This is a genomic window from Paenarthrobacter sp. OM7 (genome assembly GCF_029873575.1).
Lineage (GTDB): Bacteria > Actinomycetota > Actinomycetes > Actinomycetales > Micrococcaceae > Arthrobacter.
Map to the genome: position 1 here is coordinate 3,242,786 of NZ_CP123579.1, position 18,375 is coordinate 3,261,160.

The 18,375-nt window shown below is 61.1% G+C and carries 12 protein-coding genes; 2 read left to right on the top strand and 10 right to left on the bottom strand.

Translation table 11 applies throughout. The features are described 5' to 3' along the window. Positions 1-41 precede the first annotated feature (41 nt). The 6 genes from tuf to rpoB form a co-directional block, all read right to left on the bottom strand. Positions 42-1,232, bottom strand: a complete 1,191-nt coding sequence (gene tuf, locus QEH68_RS14985; protein ID WP_011775598.1) for an elongation factor Tu — start codon at positions 1,230-1,232, stop codon at positions 42-44. Positions 1,233-1,463: 231 nt separating this feature from the next. Beyond that, a complete protein-coding gene (gene fusA, locus QEH68_RS14990) occupies positions 1,464-3,578 on the bottom strand; it encodes an elongation factor G (protein WP_026539805.1) in 2,115 nt (704 codons plus the stop codon). A gap of 69 nt (positions 3,579-3,647) precedes the next feature. Next, on the bottom strand, positions 3,648-4,118 hold the full coding sequence (rpsG, locus tag QEH68_RS14995) for a 30S ribosomal protein S7 (protein WP_003803829.1): 471 nt from the start codon (positions 4,116-4,118) through the stop codon (positions 3,648-3,650). Between the two features lies 1 nt (position 4,119). Then, positions 4,120-4,494, bottom strand: coding sequence for a 30S ribosomal protein S12 (gene rpsL, locus QEH68_RS15000; protein ID WP_009358312.1), 375 nt, complete (start codon positions 4,492-4,494; stop codon positions 4,120-4,122). A gap of 437 nt (positions 4,495-4,931) precedes the next feature. Beyond that, positions 4,932-8,831 (bottom strand): DNA-directed RNA polymerase subunit beta', encoded by a 3,900-nt coding sequence (locus QEH68_RS15005; protein ID WP_280623260.1) that lies wholly within the window; start codon positions 8,829-8,831, stop codon positions 4,932-4,934. 103 nt (positions 8,832-8,934) lie between these two features. Beyond that, entirely contained in the window at positions 8,935-12,441 is a 3,507-nt protein-coding gene (rpoB, locus tag QEH68_RS15010) for a DNA-directed RNA polymerase subunit beta (RefSeq protein ID WP_043471397.1), read from the bottom strand. A 471-nt stretch (positions 12,442-12,912) separates the two neighbouring features. Here rpoB and QEH68_RS15015 point away from each other — a divergent pair, with 471 nt between their 5' ends. Both QEH68_RS15015 and QEH68_RS15020 read left to right on the top strand, forming a co-directional pair. Continuing rightward, a complete protein-coding gene (locus QEH68_RS15015) occupies positions 12,913-14,112 on the top strand; it encodes an acetyl-CoA C-acetyltransferase (RefSeq protein ID WP_207594243.1) in 1,200 nt (399 codons plus the stop codon). Positions 14,113-14,142: 30 nt separating this feature from the next. Beyond that, positions 14,143-14,625, top strand: coding sequence for a YbaK/EbsC family protein (locus tag QEH68_RS15020; protein ID WP_280623261.1), 483 nt, complete (start codon positions 14,143-14,145; stop codon positions 14,623-14,625). A gap of 128 nt (positions 14,626-14,753) precedes the next feature. Here QEH68_RS15020 and rplL read toward each other — a convergent pair whose 3' ends face one another. The 4 genes from rplL to QEH68_RS15040 all read right to left on the bottom strand — a co-directional run bounded on the left by rplL (position 14,754) and on the right by QEH68_RS15040 (position 18,367). Further along, a complete protein-coding gene (rplL, locus tag QEH68_RS15025; protein ID WP_011775604.1) occupies positions 14,754-15,131 on the bottom strand; it encodes a 50S ribosomal protein L7/L12 in 378 nt (125 codons plus the stop codon). A 76-nt stretch (positions 15,132-15,207) separates the two neighbouring features. Next, entirely contained in the window at positions 15,208-15,810 is a 603-nt protein-coding gene (gene rplJ, locus QEH68_RS15030; protein ID WP_280623262.1) for a 50S ribosomal protein L10, read from the bottom strand. A 302-nt stretch (positions 15,811-16,112) separates the two neighbouring features. Beyond that, positions 16,113-17,282 (bottom strand): GNAT family N-acetyltransferase, encoded by a 1,170-nt coding sequence (locus QEH68_RS15035; protein ID WP_280623263.1) that lies wholly within the window; start codon positions 17,280-17,282, stop codon positions 16,113-16,115. Beyond that, on the bottom strand, positions 17,261-18,367 hold the full coding sequence (locus tag QEH68_RS15040; RefSeq protein ID WP_280623264.1) for a GNAT family N-acetyltransferase: 1,107 nt from the start codon (positions 18,365-18,367) through the stop codon (positions 17,261-17,263). The genes QEH68_RS15035 and QEH68_RS15040 overlap by 22 nt, the downstream gene beginning before the upstream one ends. Between the last annotated feature and the right edge of the window lie 8 nt (positions 18,368-18,375).

The window sequence follows — 18,375 nt, forward strand, 5'->3', positions numbered from 1 at the left end:
CTACCGGTTGAGCCGGAAGGTCACCGATCTACAAGTAGTGACTACTTGATGATGCTGGTGACACGTCCCGAACCAACGGTGCGGCCGCCTTCGCGGATAGCGAAGCCGAGGCCCTCTTCCATAGCGATCGGCTGGATGAGCGCAACGGTCATCTCAGTGTTGTCGCCAGGCATAACCATTTCCGTGCCTTCCGGCAGGGTGATAACGCCGGTTACGTCCGTGGTACGGAAGTAGAACTGCGGGCGGTAGTTGGAGTAGAACGGGTTGTGACGTCCGCCTTCGTCCTTGGACAGGATGTAGACGTTGGCTTCGAAGTCGGTGTGCGGGGTGATTGAACCCGGCTTGACGACAACCTGGCCACGCTCGACATCGTCGCGCTTCAGACCGCGGAGCAGGAGGCCACAGTTCTCGCCGGCCCATGCTTCGTCGAGCTGCTTGTGGAACATCTCGATACCGGTAACCGTGGTCTTCTGGATCGGGCGGATGCCAACGATCTCGACCTCGGAGTTGATGGCGAGGGTTCCACGCTCGGCGCGGCCCGTAACAACGGTGCCACGACCGGTGATCGTGAAGACGTCTTCGATCGGCATCAGGAACGGCTTGTCGCGGTCACGTACGGGGTCCGGAACGGACTCGTCGACTGCTGCCATCAGGTCCTGGACGGACTTGACCCAAACCGGGTCGCCTTCCAGAGCCTTGAGGCCGGAAACGCGAACAACCGGAGCCTCATCGCCATCGAAGCCCTGCGAGCTCAGGAGCTCACGAACTTCCATTTCGACGAGGTCGAGGAGTTCTTCGTCATCAACCATGTCGGACTTGTTCAGTGCGACCAGCAGGTAGGGAACGCCAACCTGGCGGGCGAGCAGAACGTGCTCACGGGTCTGAGCCATCGGACCATCGGTTGCAGCAACCACGAGGATTGCGCCGTCCATCTGGGCAGCACCGGTGATCATGTTCTTGATGTAGTCAGCGTGACCCGGGGCGTCTACGTGTGCGTAGTGGCGCTTCTCGGTCTGGTACTCCACGTGGGAGATGTTGATGGTAATACCGCGCTGGCGCTCTTCCGGAGCAGAGTCAATCGACGCGAAGTCGCGCTGCTCGTTGAGATCCGGGTACTGGTCGTACAGCACCTTGGAAATGGCGGCAGTCAATGTCGTCTTACCGTGGTCAACGTGACCAATGGTGCCGATGTTGACGTGCGGCTTAGTCCGCTCGAACTTTGCCTTTGCCACAGGTTCCTCCTAGAACGATTTCAAGTGAAGTGCTCCTCGGCCGCGCTTTTCGCGGCAGAAACTTTAGCAAGTCTACTTGGGGGCTTGGTTTTGGTGAAATTGCAGATTCAGGAACCAATAATAGTTCCTCGAGCCTGTTTGCGCAGGGACCGGGCCGCGGCTCTCGCCGCAGCCCCGCCTCATGCGCTTAGATGCCTTCCCGATACCGGAATTGCATCCGTTACCGGGAGATTACTCGCCGCGGGTTTTCTGGATGATCTCGTCGGCAACTGCCTTCGGGACCTCCGCGTAGCTGTTGAACGTCATGGAGTACACAGCGCGACCCTGGGTCTTGGACCGGAGGTCACCGATGTAGCCGAACATGCCGGACAGCGGAACGTGTGCACGGATAACCTTCACACCTGCTGCGTCTTCCATGGACTGCATCTGGCCGCGGCGGGCGTTCAGGTCACCGATAACATCACCCATGTATTCCTCAGGTGTGCGGACCTCAACATCCATCAACGGTTCAAGCAGAACAGGGTTCGCCTTGCGTGCAGCTTCCTTGAAAGCCATACGTCCGGCGATCTTGAACGCCATTTCCGAGGAGTCAACATCGTGGGACGCGCCATCAATCAGCGTGGCCTTGATGCCGACAACCGGGTAACCAGCCAGGACGCCGTCGTTCAGTGCATCCTGGATACCAGCGTCAACGGACGGGATGTATTCACGCGGAACGCGGCCACCAGTGACCTTGTTCTCGAATGCGTACAGCTCGCCGGAAGCGGTGTCCATGGGCTCGATCGCGATCTGGATCTTTGCGAACTGACCCGAACCACCGGTCTGCTTCTTGTGCGTGTAGTCATGACGCTCGACTGCGCGCTTGATGGTTTCGCGGTAAGCAACCTGCGGCTTGCCAACGTTTGCCTCAACCTTGAATTCGCGGCGCATGCGGTCCACCAGGATGTCCAGGTGGAGCTCGCCCATGCCGGCGATGATGGTCTGGCCCGTGTCTTCGTTGAGGGAAACCTGGAAGGTCGGGTCCTCAGCGGAGAGCTTCTGGATGGCCGTGGAGAGCTTCTCCTGGTCACCCTTGGTGTTGGGCTCGATGGCAACCGAGATCACGGGCTCCGGGAAGCTCATGGACTCGAGGACGATCTGGTTGTTGGCATCACACAGGGTGTCACCCGTGGTGGTGTCCTTCAGACCGATGGCTGCGTAGATGTGGCCGGCGGTAGCGCCCTCAACGGGCATTTCCTTGTTGGCGTGCATCTGGAACAGCTTGCCGATACGTTCCTTCTTGCCCTTGGTGGAGTTGACCACCTGGGCGCCCGCCTCAACGTGACCGGAGTACACGCGGACGAAGGTCAGCTGACCGAAGAACGGGTGCGCAGCAATCTTGAAGGCGAGGGCCGAGAACGGCTCGTCAGCAGAGGGCTTGCGGGTGAGTTCCTTCTCTTCGTCGCGGGGATCGTGACCGATCATCGGCGGGACGTCGAGCGGGTTCGGCAGGAAGTCAACAACAGCGTCAAGCATCGGCTGGACACCGCGGTTCTTGAAGGCAGAACCACAGAACACCGGGTAGAGCTCGGAGTTGATGGTCATCTTGCGGATGCCGGCCTTCAGTTCCTCAAGGGTGAGTTCTTCACCTTCGAGGTACTTCTCCATGAGTTCTTCGGAAGCCTCGGCCACAGTCTCTACGAGCTGTGCACGGTACTCTTCAGCCTTGGCCTGGAGGTCCGCCGGGATTTCCTGCACTTCGTAGGAAGCGCCCATGGTGACGTCACCCTTTGCGTCGCCAGGCCAAACCAGGGCGCGCATTTCGAGGAGGTCAACAACACCGATGAAGTCGTTCTCAGCACCGATGGGCAGCTGCATAACCAGCGGCTTGGCACCAAGGCGGGAGATGATGGTGTCTACGGTGAAGTAGAAGTCAGCGCCCAGCTTGTCCATCTTATTGACGAAGCAGATACGCGGAACGTTGTACTTGTCAGCCTGGCGCCAAACAGTCTCGGACTGCGGCTCCACGCCTTCCTTGCCGTCGAACACTGCAACTGCACCGTCGAGGACGCGCAAGGAGCGCTCAACCTCAACTGTGAAGTCCACGTGGCCCGGGGTGTCGATGATGTTGATCTGGTTCTTGTCCCAGAAGCAAGTCACGGCGGCAGACGTGATGGTGATGCCGCGTTCCTTTTCCTGTTCCATCCAGTCAGTCGTCGAAGCGCCGTCGTGCGTCTCGCCGATCTTGTGGTTCACACCCGTGTAGAACAGGATGCGCTCGGTAGTGGTGGTCTTGCCGGCATCGATGTGGGCCATGATGCCGATATTGCGGACCTTATTAAGGTCGGTAAGCACGTCCTGTGCCACGGGGTCTCCCTTTCGGATGGACTACACGTTCGCCGCCGGCTCAGTGAGCCGGCGGCGTCCGGAAAGTTTTTACCAGCGGTAGTGTGCGAAGGCCTTGTTGGACTCGGCCATCTTGTGGGTGTCTTCGCGACGCTTCACAGCGGCACCAAGACCATTGGAGGCATCCAGGATTTCGTTCTGGAGGCGCTCGGTCATGGTCTTCTCGCGGCGGGCCTTGGAGTAGCCCACGAGCCAACGCAGAGCGAGGGCAGTGGAGCGACCCGGCTTGACCTCAACCGGAACCTGGTAGGTAGCGCCACCAACACGGCGTGAACGTACCTCGAGCGAAGGCTTGACGTTGTCCATGGCCTTCTTGAGAGCGGCAACGGGGTCGCCGCCGGACTTGGCACGTGCACCTTCAAGTGCACCGTAAACGATGCGCTCTGCGGTGGACTTCTTGCCGTCGACCAGAACCTTGTTGATCAGCTGAGTGACCAACGGGGAGCCGTAAACGGGATCGGAAACTAGCGGCCGCTTCGGGGCCGGACCCTTGCGAGGCATATTACTTCTTCTCCATCTTTGCGCCGTAACGGCTGCGAGCCTGCTTGCGGTTCTTGACACCCTGGGTGTCGAGTGCGCCGCGGACGATCTTGTAGCGGACACCCGGAAGGTCCTTCACACGACCACCACGGACGAGCACGATGGAGTGCTCCTGGAGGTTGTGGCCAACACCGGGGATGTAGGCGGTTACTTCTACGCCACCGTTGAGACGCACACGTGCCACCTTACGGAGAGCCGAGTTCGGCTTCTTGGGGGTGGTGGTGTAAACGCGGGTGCAAACACCGCGGCGCATCGGGCTGCCCTTCAGCGCGGGAGCCTTGGTCTTGGAGACCTTCGGCGTGCGGCCCTTGCGGACCAGCTGGTTAATCGTAGGCACTTTCGTGTTCTCCGTTGTTTGATCTCTGCCCCCACACACAGGCGCCAGCCTGGGTAAACGTGGGAACTTTGGCGTTGCTCGTGCAGCCGGCCGAAACTCCGGTAGGCGTGCAAAAGTGCGGCATTCGTTGCGCATGTTGCCCGCAACCCGGAAACAGGCTCCACCCAGCACCATGAGAACAAAACCAAAATGATGCTGCGGCGGCCTTCATCCACTGCCACACAGAACAATTACCAAAAGTCTAGCACGGCTTGATCTAGGGCCTTAATCGGGTGTATGGAGGACGACGGCGCAACCCGTCTGCCGCCGTCGTCCTCCACTCCCCCGGCTGACCGCGCGAAAGCTGCCGCCGTTAACAGGTCCGGCCCCGCACTCATGGAGTACGGGGCCGGACTTTTACCGCGTCAACTCAACATTGACGGCTGGCGAACAACGGATCAGCGGAAGTCGTTACCGAGGTCGTAGTCATCCAGCGGTATGGCGTGGAACTCGGGAGCTCCCTCGCCGCCCAGTGCGTCATAGGAGAAGTCGGTAAAAGCGCTGGGGCCCGTGAACAGGCTTGCCTTTGCTTCTTCCGTCGGCTCCACAGTGACCTCTGTGTAGCGGGGCAGGCCCGTACCAGCCGGGATGAGCTTACCGATGATGACGTTTTCCTTGAGGCCGAGCAGAGGATCGCTCTTGCCTTCCATGGCCGCCTGCGTCAGGACGCGGGTGGTTTCCTGGAAGGAAGCTGCCGACAGCCAGGACTCGGTAGCCAAGGAAGCCTTGGTGATCCCCATGAGTTCCGGACGACCCGAAGCCGGGGACTTGCCCTCGGACACGACGCGGCGGTTCTCGTCCTCGAAGCGGGCGCGCTCTGCAAGCTCACCGGGGAGCAGGTCGGAGTCGCCGGATTCGATGACGGTCACGCGACGCAGCATCTGGCGAACGATAACCTCGACGTGCTTGTCGTGGATACCGATACCCTGGCTGCGGTAAACGCCCTGTACTTCGTCCACGAGGAACTTCTGTGCAGCACGCGGACCCATGATGCGCAGAACCTGCTTCGGGTCCACCGGACCGTTGATCAGCTTCTGGCCGACGCTGACGTGCTCGCCATCTTCGATGAGGAGACGTGAACGGCGCAGCACCGGGTAGGCAATCTCTTCGGAACCATCGTCCGGAGTGATGACCAAGCGCATCTGGCGCTCGGACTCTTCAATGGTGATGCGGCCGGCTGCTTCAGCAATCGGTGCGACACCCTTCGGAGTACGGGCTTCGAAGAGCTCCTGGATACGGGGCAGACCCTGGGTGATGTCGTCGCCACCGCCGGCGGAAACAGCACCACCGGTGTGGAACGTACGCATGGTCAGCTGGGTACCGGGCTCACCGATGGACTGTGCGGCAATAATGCCCACGGCCTCGCCGATGTCAACGGTCTTGCCAGTGGCCAATGAACGACCGTAGCAAAGAGCACAGGTGCCGACCTTGGACTCACAGGTGAGTACGGAGCGGACCTTGACCTCGGTGATGCCTGCAGCCAGCAGCTGGTCGATAACGACGTCGCCGCAGTCGGTGCCGCCGGCAGCCAGGACGTTGCCCTGGGCATCGACGACGTCGACAGCCAGCGTACGTGCGTAGGCGCTGTTCTCGACGTTCTCGTCCAGGACGAGCTCACCGTTGGAATCCGGCACGGCGATCGGGGTAACCAGACCGCGTTCGGTACCACAGTCCTCTTCGCGGACGATGACGTCCTGCGAAACGTCCACCAGACGACGGGTCAGGTAACCCGAGTTGGCGGTACGGAGAGCGGTATCGGCCAGACCCTTACGGGCACCGTGCGTGGCGATGAAGTATTCCAGAACCGACAGGCCCTCGCGGTAGGAGGACTTGATCGGGCGAGGAATGATCTCACCCTTCGGGTTGGCCACAAGACCACGGATACCCGCGATCTGGCGGACCTGCATCCAGTTACCACGTGCACCGGAGGACACCATGCGGTTGATGGTGTTCATCGGAGACAGGCTGTCGCGCATCGCCTGGGCGATTTCGTTGGTTGCCTTGTTCCAGATTTCGATCAGTTCCTGGCGACGCTCGTCGTCGTCGATCAGGCCCTTGTCGTACTGGCCCTGGATCTTGGCAGCCATGGCCTCGTAACCGGCCAGGATGGCAGGCTTGGAGGTAGGCACCTCGATGTCGGAGATGGCAACCGTGACACCCGAACGGGTAGCCCAGTAGAAGCCGGCGTCCTTCAGGTTGTCCAGCGTTGCCGCCGTGACAACCTTCGGGTAGCGCTCTGCGAGGTCGTTGACGATCCGGGACAGTTCGCCCTTGTCGGCAACAGCCTCTACCCAGGGGTAGTCCTCAGGCAGCGTCTGGTTGAAGATGACCTGGCCCAGGGAGGTTTCAACGAGAGCCGGCTGACCGGGCTCCCAACCTTCCGGAGCTTCCCACCCTGCGTAAGGCACAAAGTCATCCAGGCGGATCTTGACCTGGGAGTTCAGGTGCAGATCACGGGCGTCGTACGCCATGATGGCTTCCGAAACCGAGGAGAAGATGCGGCCTTCGCCGGCAGAACCGACGCGCTTGGTGGTCAGGTGGTACAGACCGATGATCATATCCTGCGAAGGCAGGGTCACCGGACGGCCATCGGACGGCTTCAGGATGTTGTTCGAGGACAGCATCAGGATGCGGGCTTCGGCCTGGGCTTCCGGGCTCAGCGGCAGGTGGACTGCCATCTGGTCGCCGTCGAAGTCAGCGTTGAAGGCGCCACAAACCAGCGGGTGAAGCTGGATTGCCTTGCCTTCCACAAGCTGCGGTTCGAAGGCCTGGATGCCGAGGCGGTGCAGGGTAGGTGCACGGTTGAGCAGCACCGGGTGTTCGGTGATGATCTCTTCCAGCACGTCCCAGACCTGCGGACGGTAACGCTCAACCATGCGCTTTGCCGACTTGATGTTCTGGGCGTGGTTGAGGTCAACCAGGCGCTTCATCACGAACGGCTTGAAGAGCTCCAGGGCCATCTGCTTGGGCAGACCACACTGGTGCAGCTTCAGCTGCGGGCCGACAACGATGACCGAACGGCCGGAGTAGTCAACGCGCTTGCCGAGGAGGTTCTGGCGGAAACGACCCTGCTTGCCCTTGAGCATGTCGCTCAGGGACTTCAGCGGACGGTTGCCCGGACCCGTGACGGGACGGCCACGACGACCGTTGTCGAAGAGGCTGTCAACGGCTTCCTGAAGCATGCGCTTCTCGTTGTTGACGATGATCTCCGGAGCACCGAGGTCAAGCAGTCGCTTGAGTCGGTTGTTGCGGTTGATCACACGACGGTAGAGGTCGTTGAGGTCGGAGGTCGCGAAGCGGCCACCGTCCAACTGGACCATCGGGCGCAGTTCCGGCGGGATCACCGGGACGGCGTCGAGAACCATGCCGAGCGGGCTGTTGTTGGTGGTCAGGAATGCGTTGACAACCTTCAGGCGCTTCAGGGCACGCGTCTTGCGCTGGCCCTTGCCGTTCTGGATGGTGTCGCGCAGCGACTCAGCCTCAGCCTGCATGTCGAAGGTCTCAAGACGCTTCTTGATGGCTTCGGCACCCATGGAGCCTTCGAAGTACAGACCGTAACGGTCGCGCAGTTCGCGGTACAGGCCTTCGTCACCTTCAAGGTCAGCGACCTTGAGGTTCTTGAAGCGGTCCCAGACCTGCTCGAGGCGCTCGATGTCGGCGTCGGCACGCTTGCGGACGTTCGCCATCTGGCGGTCTGCGGAGTCGCGGGCCTTCTTTTTATCGGCAGCCTTGGCGCCTTCACCTTCAAGACGGGCAAGCTCGTCTTCAAGGTCGCGGGCGATCGTGGCGATGTCGCTGTCGCGGTTGTCCACCATCTGCTTCTTCTCGAGGTCGTGCTCAACCTGGAGGTTCGGCAGTTCGGCGTGACGGCTTTCGGTGTCAACGCTGGTGATCATGTAGGCAGCGAAGTAAATGACCTTCTCGAGGTCCTTCGGTGCCAGGTCCAGAAGGTAGCCCAAGCGCGAGGGAACGCCCTTGAAGTACCAGATGTGCGTTACAGGCGCGGCCAGCTCGATGTGGCCCATTCGCTCACGACGCACCTTGGCGCGGGTGACTTCAACGCCACAACGCTCGCAAATGATGCCCTTGAAGCGGACGCGCTTGTACTTGCCGCAGTAGCATTCCCAGTCGCGGGACGGGCCGAAGATCTTCTCGCAGAAGAGGCCGTCCTTCTCGGGCTTGAGCGTGCGGTAGTTGATGGTTTCCGGCTTCTTGACCTCACCGTAAGACCATCCGCGGATGTCTTCCGCGGTGGCGAGGCCGATCTGCATGAGGCCGAAGGAGGATTCGCTGGACATAGGGTCCCTGTTCTCTCTTGTTCTCTAAATTCTGAAGTCTTGGTTACGGGAAGAGGGAGCTGTTCCGACGGACAGTTGTTGAGGCTGCCCGCCGGAACAGCTGCTAGACCTCTTCTACGGAACTGGGCTCTGCACGAGACAGATCGATGCCCAGTTCTTCCGCAGCCGTGAAGACTGCGTCATCAGAGTCACGCATTTCGATCGTGGTTCCGTCCGTGGAAAGAACTTCCACGTTCAGGCACAACGACTGCATTTCCTTGATCAAGACCTTGAAGGACTCGGGAACGCCAGGCTCAGGGATGTTCTCGCCCTTGACGATGGCTTCGTAGACCTTCACACGACCATGGATGTCATCCGACTTGATCGTGAGGAGTTCCTGAAGCGTGTAGGCAGCACCGTAAGCTTCGAGCGCCCAGACTTCCATTTCACCGAAGCGCTGGCCACCGAACTGAGCCTTACCACCCAGCGGCTGCTGCGTGATCATGGAGTACGGGCCGGTGGAACGCGCGTGGATCTTGTCGTCCACCAGGTGGTGGAGCTTCAAGATGTACATGTAACCGACGGAGATCGGGTCCGGGAACGGCTCGCCGGAGCGGCCGTCGAACAGACGGGTCTTGCCGGAGGAATCGATCAGGCGGTCGCCGTCGCGGGTCACGTTGGTGGAGTCAAGCAGACCAGTGATTTCTTCTTCACGGGCGCCATCGAACACCGGGGTGGCAACGGTGGTCTGGCCGGTTTCACGGGGCAGGTTGGGCAGGTTCTTGACCCACTCCGGCTCGCCTTCGATCTTCCAACCGGTCTTGGCAACCCAACCGAGGTGGGTTTCCAGGACCTGTCCAACGTTCATTCGACCCGGAACACCAAGCGGGTTCAGGACGATGTCCACCGGGGTACCGTCTGCAAGGAAGGGCATGTCCTCGATCGGGAGGATCTTGGAGATAACACCCTTGTTGCCGTGACGGCCGGCGAGCTTGTCGCCGTCGGTGATCTTACGCTTGGCTGCTACGTAGACGCGGACCAGCTGGTTCACGCCCGGGGGCAGTTCGTCGTCGTTGTCGCGGTCGAAGACGCGCACGCCGATGACCGTACCGGACTCGCCGTGGGGCACCTTCAGGGAGGTGTCGCGGACTTCGCGGGACTTCTCACCGAAGATGGCGCGGAGAAGGCGCTCTTCCGGGGTCAGTTCGGTTTCACCCTTAGGGGTGACCTTTCCAACCAGGATGTCGCCGGCTTCAACCTCGGCACCAATGTGGATGATTCCACGCTCGTCCAGGCCTGCAAGGACTTCCTCGGACACGTTGGGGATGTCACGCGTGATTTCCTCGGCACCAAGCTTGGTGTCGCGGGCATCAATTTCGTGCTCCTCGATGTGGATGGAGGAAAGGACATCCTCAGCAACAATGCGCTGCGACAGGATGATGGCGTCCTCGAAGTTGTGGCCTTCCCATGACATGAATGCCACGAGCAGGTTCTTACCGAGGGCCAATTCACCCTGGTCCGTTGCGGGACCGTCAGCGATGATGCCGCCAACTTCCAGGCGCTGGCCTTCGTTGACCAGGACACGGTGGTTGTAGCAGTTGCCCTGGTTGGAACGGGCGAACTTGTTGATGCGGTAGTTGGTCTCAGTACCGTCGTCGTTGATCATGACAACCAGTTCGGCGGAGACTTCGGTGACCACACCTGCCTTCTTCGCGATGACAACATCACCGGCGTCGACGGCTGCTGCGCGCTCCATGCCGGTGCCCACGAAAGGAGCCTCGGAACGGACCAGCGGCACGGCCTGGCGCTGCATGTTGGCACCCATGAGTGCACGGTTTGCATCGTCATGCTCGAGGAACGGAATCAGGGCAGTTGCCACGGACACCATCTGGCGCGGGGAAACGTCCATGAACTGAACGTCAGCGGCGGGAACCAGAACAGGCTCGCCTCCACCACCACGGGCACGAACAAGGACGGTCTCTTCAGAGAACTTCTTGTCAGCATCCAGCGGAGCGTTGGCCTGTGCAATCAGGACCTCGGCTTCGTCATCGGCAGTCAGGTACTGGACCTCGTCGGATACGACGCCTTCGGAGACCAGGCGGTACGGCGTCTCAATGAAGCCGAACGGGTTGATGCGGCCGTAGGATGCCAGCGAACCGATCAGACCAATGTTCGGGCCTTCAGGGGTTTCGATGGGGCACATACGTCCGTAGTGGGACGGGTGAACGTCTCGGACTTCCATGCCTGCACGGTCACGGGACAGACCACCCGGGCCAAGTGCCGACAGGCGGCGCTTGTGGGTCAGACCCGACAGCGGGTTGTTCTGGTCCATGAACTGCGACAGCTGGGAAGTTCCGAAGAACTCCTTGATGGCTGCAACAACGGGACGGATGTTGATCAGCGTCTGCGGCGTGATGGCCTCGACGTCCTGTGTGGTCATGCGTTCGCGGACGACGCGTTCCATACGGGACAGACCAGTGCGGACCTGGTTCTCGATCAATTCGCCCACGGCGCGGATGCGACGGTTGCCGAAGTGGTCGATGTCGTCGACGTCGACGCGAAGCTCGTGGTCTTCGCCGTCGCGCTTGCCCATGAGGGTCTTCTCGCCGGCGTGGAGCGCGACGAGGAACTTGATCATGGCAACGATGTCTTCAACGTGCAGGACCGAGGCTTCCTTGTCACCAAGGGAGCGGTCGATGCCGAGCTTGCGGTTGATCTTGTAACGGCCAACCTTCGCAAGATCGTAGCGCTTGGCGTTGAAGTACAGGTTGTCCAGCAGGGACTGGGCAGCCTCGACTGTGGGCGGCTCGCCCGGACGCAGCTTGCGGTAGATGTCCAGAAGCGCGTCTTCGCGGGTCTCGGTGGCGTCCTTCTCCAGCGTTGCACGCATGGAGTCGTACTGGCCGAACTCTTCCAGGATCTGGCCTTCGGTCCAGCCGAGGGCCTTCAGGAGAACCGTGACCGACTGCTTGCGCTTGCGGTCGAGGCGAACGCCGACCTGGTCGCGCTTGTCGATTTCGAGTTCGAACCATGCACCACGGGACGGGATGATCTTCGCAGTGAAGATGTCCTTGTCACTGGTCTTGTCGGCGGTGCGCTCGAAGTAGGCGCCCGGCGAACGGACCAACTGGGAGACAACAACACGCTCGGTGCCGTTGACGACGAACGTTCCCTTTTCAGTCATGAGGGGGAAGTCGCCCATGAACACGGTCTGCTGCTTGATTTCGCCCGTGTTGTTGTTCATGAACTCGGCCTTGACGTACAACGGTGCCGAGTAAGTGGCGTCACGGTCTTTGCATTCGGCCATGGTGTACTTCGGGTCAGCGAACTCCGGCTCGGAGAAGCTCAGGGACATGGTGCCCTGGAAGTCCTCGATGGGGGAGATCTCTTCGAAGATGTCGGCAAGTCCGGAGGTGGTGGCGACGCTGAGGTCGCCCTCCTCGACAGCCTTCGCTACCCGCGCCTGCCAGCGTTCGTTTCCGACGAGCCAGTCAAAGCTGTCCGTCTGCAGGGCGAGAAGATTCGGAACATCAAGCGGTTCATGAATCTTTGCGAATGAGAGGCGGCGGGTGGCACCATCGGTGCTTGCCGTGTTAGCGGTTTCGTTATTAGAGGTGCTCGAGGCGACCAAGAGGGATCCTTCCACAGACCTTCAGGCGTTTTCAGATCTCCCCCGTTTGCATCCCGCAGAGTGCTCCGCAGGATACTTATTCCGGTTCCGCTATATGACCCGGACCCAGTCCACTCATTGGCTATGCACGTTAAGGAACGGCACGTCAATGGCGCAGCTGAGAGGTAAAGCCCACCGCTATATGAAGGCTGAAGGTTAACAGGGAAGACGCAAATATCTACGATACGGCAAAGCAGCCTTCCTGTCTACCCCAGATCGTCCGTGATTGCAAGCACCGTTGCTGCAGGCACCTAAGCGGCGCACGCCACAGGCATCCACCAGCCGCGCAACCGAAGCTTCAGCAGGCATCCACCGCGAACGAGCTCCTGCAAAAGAGATGGAATGCAGCGGAAGGCACAACCGTTGAAAGGGTAGGCTGGCGCACGCCCCGCGATAGCCTTGCACCACCACTCCCGGATCGGAAGAGAGACCATGACCAACTCCGCTGACGACAATGACGTTGTCATCCTTGCCGCTTCCCGTACCCCACAGGGTCGACTCAACGGCCAGCTGGCGGGCTTCACCGCCGTCGACCTTGGTGCACATGCCATCACCGCTGCCCTGGCCGCCAGCGGCGTGAAAGCCGAACAAGTGGACGCCGTGATCATGGGGCAGGTGCTCCAGGCCGGAGCGGGCCAGAACCCGGCCCGTCAGAGCGCTATTGCAGCGGGCGTTGGCTGGAATATTCCAGCCCTGACCATCAACAAGGTATGCCTCTCCGGGCTCACTGCCGTCATTGATGCCGCGCGGATGATCCGCAGCGGTGACGCCACCGTAGTGGTGGCCGGCGGCCAGGAATCCATGACCCGGGCACCGCACCTCCTTCCCGGCTCCCGGCAGGGCTGGACCTACGGTGCAATCCAGGCCTTGGACGCAGCGGCCCACGACGGACTCACGGACGCCTTCGACGGACAGTCCATGGGTTTGTCCACAGAAACCAAGAACCTCACCCTTGGCATTGACCGCAAGGCACAGGACGAGGTTGCTGCTGCCTCCCACCAGCGTGCCGCTGCCGCCATCGCGGACGGAACGTTCGACGTCGAAATTGCTCCGGTGAAAGTCAAGCAGCGCAAGGGCGATCCGCTGGTCCTCAGCACGGATGAAGGCGTCCGCCCCAACACGACAGTGGAAACCCTGGCGCCGCTCAAGGCCGCGTTTGCTACCGACGGCACCATTACGGCAGGAAACTCCTCTCCGCTGTCCGACGGCGCCTCCGCGCTGGTACTGACCAGCCGCCGTTTCGCCGAAGACAACGGCCTGGAATACCTGGCCGTTGTGGGGAAGCCCGGCCAGGTTGCCGGCCCGGACAACTCACTGCATTCCCAGCCTTCCAACGCCATTGCCCAAGCCCTGAAACGGGCCGGCTGGACGGCAGAGGACCTGGACTTCATTGAAATCAATGAAGCGTTCGGCTCCGTGGCGGTCCAATCCCTCAAGGACCTGCGTTATCCGCTGGAGAAGTGCAATATCCATGGCGGCGCCATTGCCCTGGGCCACCCCATCGGGGCGTCCGGCGCACGCCTCGCGCTGCATGCAGCCCACGAACTCAAACGCCGGGGTACGGGCAAAGCCGCAGTGTCGCTGTGCGGCGGTGGCGGCCAGGGTGAAGCCCTTCTCCTGTACCGCGACTAATACTTCGAACGAGGACTGATGGGAAACGTTGTGAATGAACCTGTGACGGACGGCGCTGAGAGGTTCCTGTCCGATGCCGCCGCGCGCGGACTGGACGTTGACGTCGTCGAGCGTCCCGCAGCGCGCAGCCTCGAAGAAGCTGCCGGAATCCTGGGCATCAGCCCTGCGGATATTGTGAAGTCGTTGGTGGTCAAGCACCGGGATGGCAGCTTCCTGTTCGCACTGATTCCCGGGGACCGCCAGATCTCGTGGCCGAAACTGCGGGCACTGGTGGGTGTCAACAAGCTCTCGCTCCCCCACGCCGACGTCGCCCTGGCCGCCACAGGATACGAGCGGGGAACCATCACGCCCTTGGGCAGCACCACGGCCTGGCCCGTGTACGCCGACGCCGCCATCAGCGGGCGTCGCATCTCCATGGGCGCAGGTGCGCACGGCCGGAGCGCTTTCGTGGACGCGGACGCCCTCACCGCCGCACTGGGCGCAGTAGTAGCGGACATCAGCGAACCCAACTAGCTCGCAATTGAGCGCGTTTTGAGCCGTCAAAACGCGCTCAACTGCCACCTGCTTGGGTGCGGTTAAACGCAGGAAGCCCCGCCCGGTTCCTTTGCCGGAACGGGCGGGGCTTCCACAAGCAAGACGAGTTACTTGAGGGTAACCGTTGCGCCAGCTTCTTCGAGCTGAGCCTTTGCCTTCTCGGCAGCTTCCTTGGTGGCGCCTTCGAGAACAGCCTTCGGTGCGCTGTCAACCAGGTCCTTGGCTTCCTTGAGGCCGAGGGAGGTGATGGCGCGAACTTCCTTGATCACTGCGATCTTCTTGTCGCCAGCAGCTTCGAGAACGACGTCGAATTCAGTCTTCTCTTCAGCAGCTTCAGCAGCACCGCCGGCAGCGGGGCCGGCAACTGCAACAGCAGCAGCCGTAACTTCGAAGGTCTCTTCGAAGAGCTTGACGAACTCGGAGAGCTCGATGATGGTCAGTTCCTTGAAAGCTTCAATGAGCTCTTCGTTGCTGAGCTTCGCCATGGTGGCGTCCTTCCATTAGTTGGTGCAGATGCGGACCAGGCCGCTCCATGCACCGGAGTTTGATTGGGGGGAGAACTTAGTTCTCTTCGGTTGCAGCTTCAGCGGCTTCGGCCGGAGCCGCAGCCTCTTCAGCAGCAGCCTCAACAGCAGCCTCTTCAGCCGGAGCTTCTTCAGCGGCCGGTGCAGATGCGCCGCCCTCTTCTTCAAGCTTGAGGCGCAGGGCGTCGATGATACGAGCAGCAGCGGATGCGGGAGCCTTGAGGACACCAGCAACGCGTGCAAGCTGCAGTTCGCGGGACTCGAGGGCTGCCAGTGCGGCAACTCCTGCTGCGTCCAATGCCTTGCCTTCGAAGACGCCGGTCTTGATAACCAGCTGCTTGTTGGCCTTGGCAAAGTCCGTCAGGCTCTTGGCAGCAGCAACAGCGTCACCCTTGATGAAGGCGATTGCAGTAGGGCCGGCGAGCTGATCGTTGAATGCTTCAACTCCAGCTTCCTTGGCTGCAATGGCACTCAGGGTGTTCTTGACGACCGAGAACTTGGTGTCCTGGCCGAGCGCAACACGCAGTTCCTTGAGCTGTGCAACAGTGAGCCCGCGGTATTCGGTCAGGACAGCCGCGTTCGATTCCTTGAAATCGTTGGTGATCTCTGCAACTGCGGAGATCTTGCTAGGCGTTGTCATAACCCTCCTTCCGGGGAATAAAGCCGGTCTTCCGGGTCCCCGCTCACGAGAGCTAAAACTAAAAACGCCCCGCGCAGATGCACGGGGCTTGGCTCAACACAGACTGAATCCGTGGAGACTTGCTTCGTTCACCTGCGCCGGCCGCCCTATGTTCAGGGTCCTTCGTCAAGGAATTCACTTTAGCCTCAAGGGCGTAGCTGCAGAATTGAGCTTCGCTCGAAAGAGTGGATTCCCATCAACCGACGGTCTTTGGTATTTCAAGGTTACGGGAGAGTGTTCCCCAAACCAAATCGACGGCGGTACTAGTCCGACGACGTCGTGTCCTTGCCCCGTCCGGGAAGTTCCTTCTGCCAGAGTCCGGTGACGCCCGCCGTCGTAAATCCCAACTGCTTGTTCACTGTGAGGAGGTAGCGGTTCTCGGGTGCGTTCCACGTGTAGATCACCCGGGCATCAGGGAACTGCTCGCTGAGCCGTTCCATGTTGGCCACCTTGATCAGCAGGCCCAGCTTGTTGCCCCGGTGTTCCTGGAGGACCAAGGTGTCGTCTTGGAAGACCACATCCTGGCGGTGCGCCAGGACGCTGATGGTGGTCAGGCCCACCAAACGTCCGCTCTCACTATGCTCGACGGCGGTGACCACCGTGCGTCGTCCCTGCGCCAGGGCGGCGTCTTCTGTTTCACGCAGGACAACGGGATCGAACACCATGCCGCTTGCCTCGACCTCGGGGGCATCTTCTTCCCCCTCATCGCGGACCACCTCGCCGGCAGCATTTTCCAACTCCGCCACGGCTTCAAGCCACGGTTCAGGGCAGCGGTCCGTCCAGTGGTGCAGGACATAGCGGCCGCCATTGGCTTCCTCGGCCTCCACCTGCAGGTCGCCCACCAGTTTGGAGTCGAGGGGCAGGACGCAGGAGCTGAACTGCTCAATGTGCTGCAGGGTGTAGCCGGCACGTTTGGCAAAATCCACTTCCCTGCTGCTCACGGGAATAAAGCCCGCACCGCTTCCAGGGATCAGCTGGTCCTCGGGGACCTCAGTCAGTGATGTTGCAGGATGGTTGGTGTCCACCAGGATCATGGTCCTGCCCTCTGCCCGCGCCAGTTGTTCGGCGGCTTCAAGCAATTGCCGTCCGACGCCCTGGCTTTGATACTCAGGCAGGATATCCAAGGTGAATTCGGCCAGGTCCATGTTGTCGGCCAGGGGCAAGGCAATATCCACGGTGCCCACAATGGCGCCATCGACCTTGGCCACCAGGATGATCTGGCGCTCATAGGGATCGGAGAACTCCAGCAGCTTCTCCAGGGGTGTGTAGGCGAGGTCGTCGCTACCCCAGGTCTCCATGCGTACCCGTCGGCCTACTTCCACAGCGTCCAGGAAATCAGCGGCGTCGGGGCTGTCCAGGGTGTCAGGCACCCACAGCTGCTCGACGTGAACGGTCTTTGCCTCGTCTACAGTCATCCCAGCCGTTTCTGCCATTCGCCTTCAAAGCCGGAGGGCTTGAATCCCAGGGCGTTATTTATGGCCAGCATATGCCGGTTTTCATTGGCGTTCCATGTCATCACCGACGTGGCGTCTGGCCAGAGGTCCCTTGCGCGACGAAGATTGGCGACCTTGACCAACATCCCCAAGCGGTGGCCACGGTGTCCAGGGGCCACCAACGTGTCCTCCTGGTAGATCACTGCAGGCAGGGCTGCGCGATGTGTCAGGACTGTGTAGGCAGCCAGCTCACCAGTGGCGTCGTGCCGGGCAACCGCCACCACCGGGTCAACACCGCCCTCCCTCCAGGCGGATTCTTCCTGGCGTACCCGGGCGGCATCCCAGTCTTCACCCTCCCAGCCCAACCCGGCGATGGGCACTTCCGTGCTCATGAGGCTTTTGAGTCGCGCGAAGACGTCCACCAGATGGTCCGGGCAACGGTCCTGCCAGGCGATGACGCTGTACCCGGCAGCCCGCTGCACAGCCTCAGCCTCGAGCTCCCGCAGAATCTCCTCCCCGACGGGGAAGGGCAGCGTGCTGTTTGTTTCCACCTGTTCCAGCGAGTACCCATGATGGAGGGCGAAAAGGGTGGATGCGGAATCCAGAGGCACACCGCCGGTGCCGGACTTGGCCTCCAGCAACCGGGCCCGTTCCGTGGCCGGCCCGAGTGGCTCCTCGCAGTACCCGTCAAGGGAGATGCGGCCTCTTCCACGCGCCAGTTCCTCCACAACGCCAAGGATGGCGGATCCAAACCCGCGCCGCCGGAAAGGTGCGGCGACGATGACGTCCACGCCCGCCGTCGTCGTGTTTTCCCTCAGTGGCAGTGTCAGCGTTCCCCGTCCCACCACGTCACTATCGAGATAGGCCAGGAACGCCTGCCGCTCCTCGTACTCACTCCCCCGCCAAAAGACAGCTGCTTCAGCCAACGTGGGACAACGGTCCCGGTTGCCCCAGAGCTCCAGCTGGTGGGCAATGTCCAGCCCATGGAACGCATTGAACTCCGACTCATCTTCACCAGGCTGCACAGGCACGGGGATCCGTTCTACGGACAGCCCGCCAGGGATGGAAGGGTTCGACGACGACACGCACCACA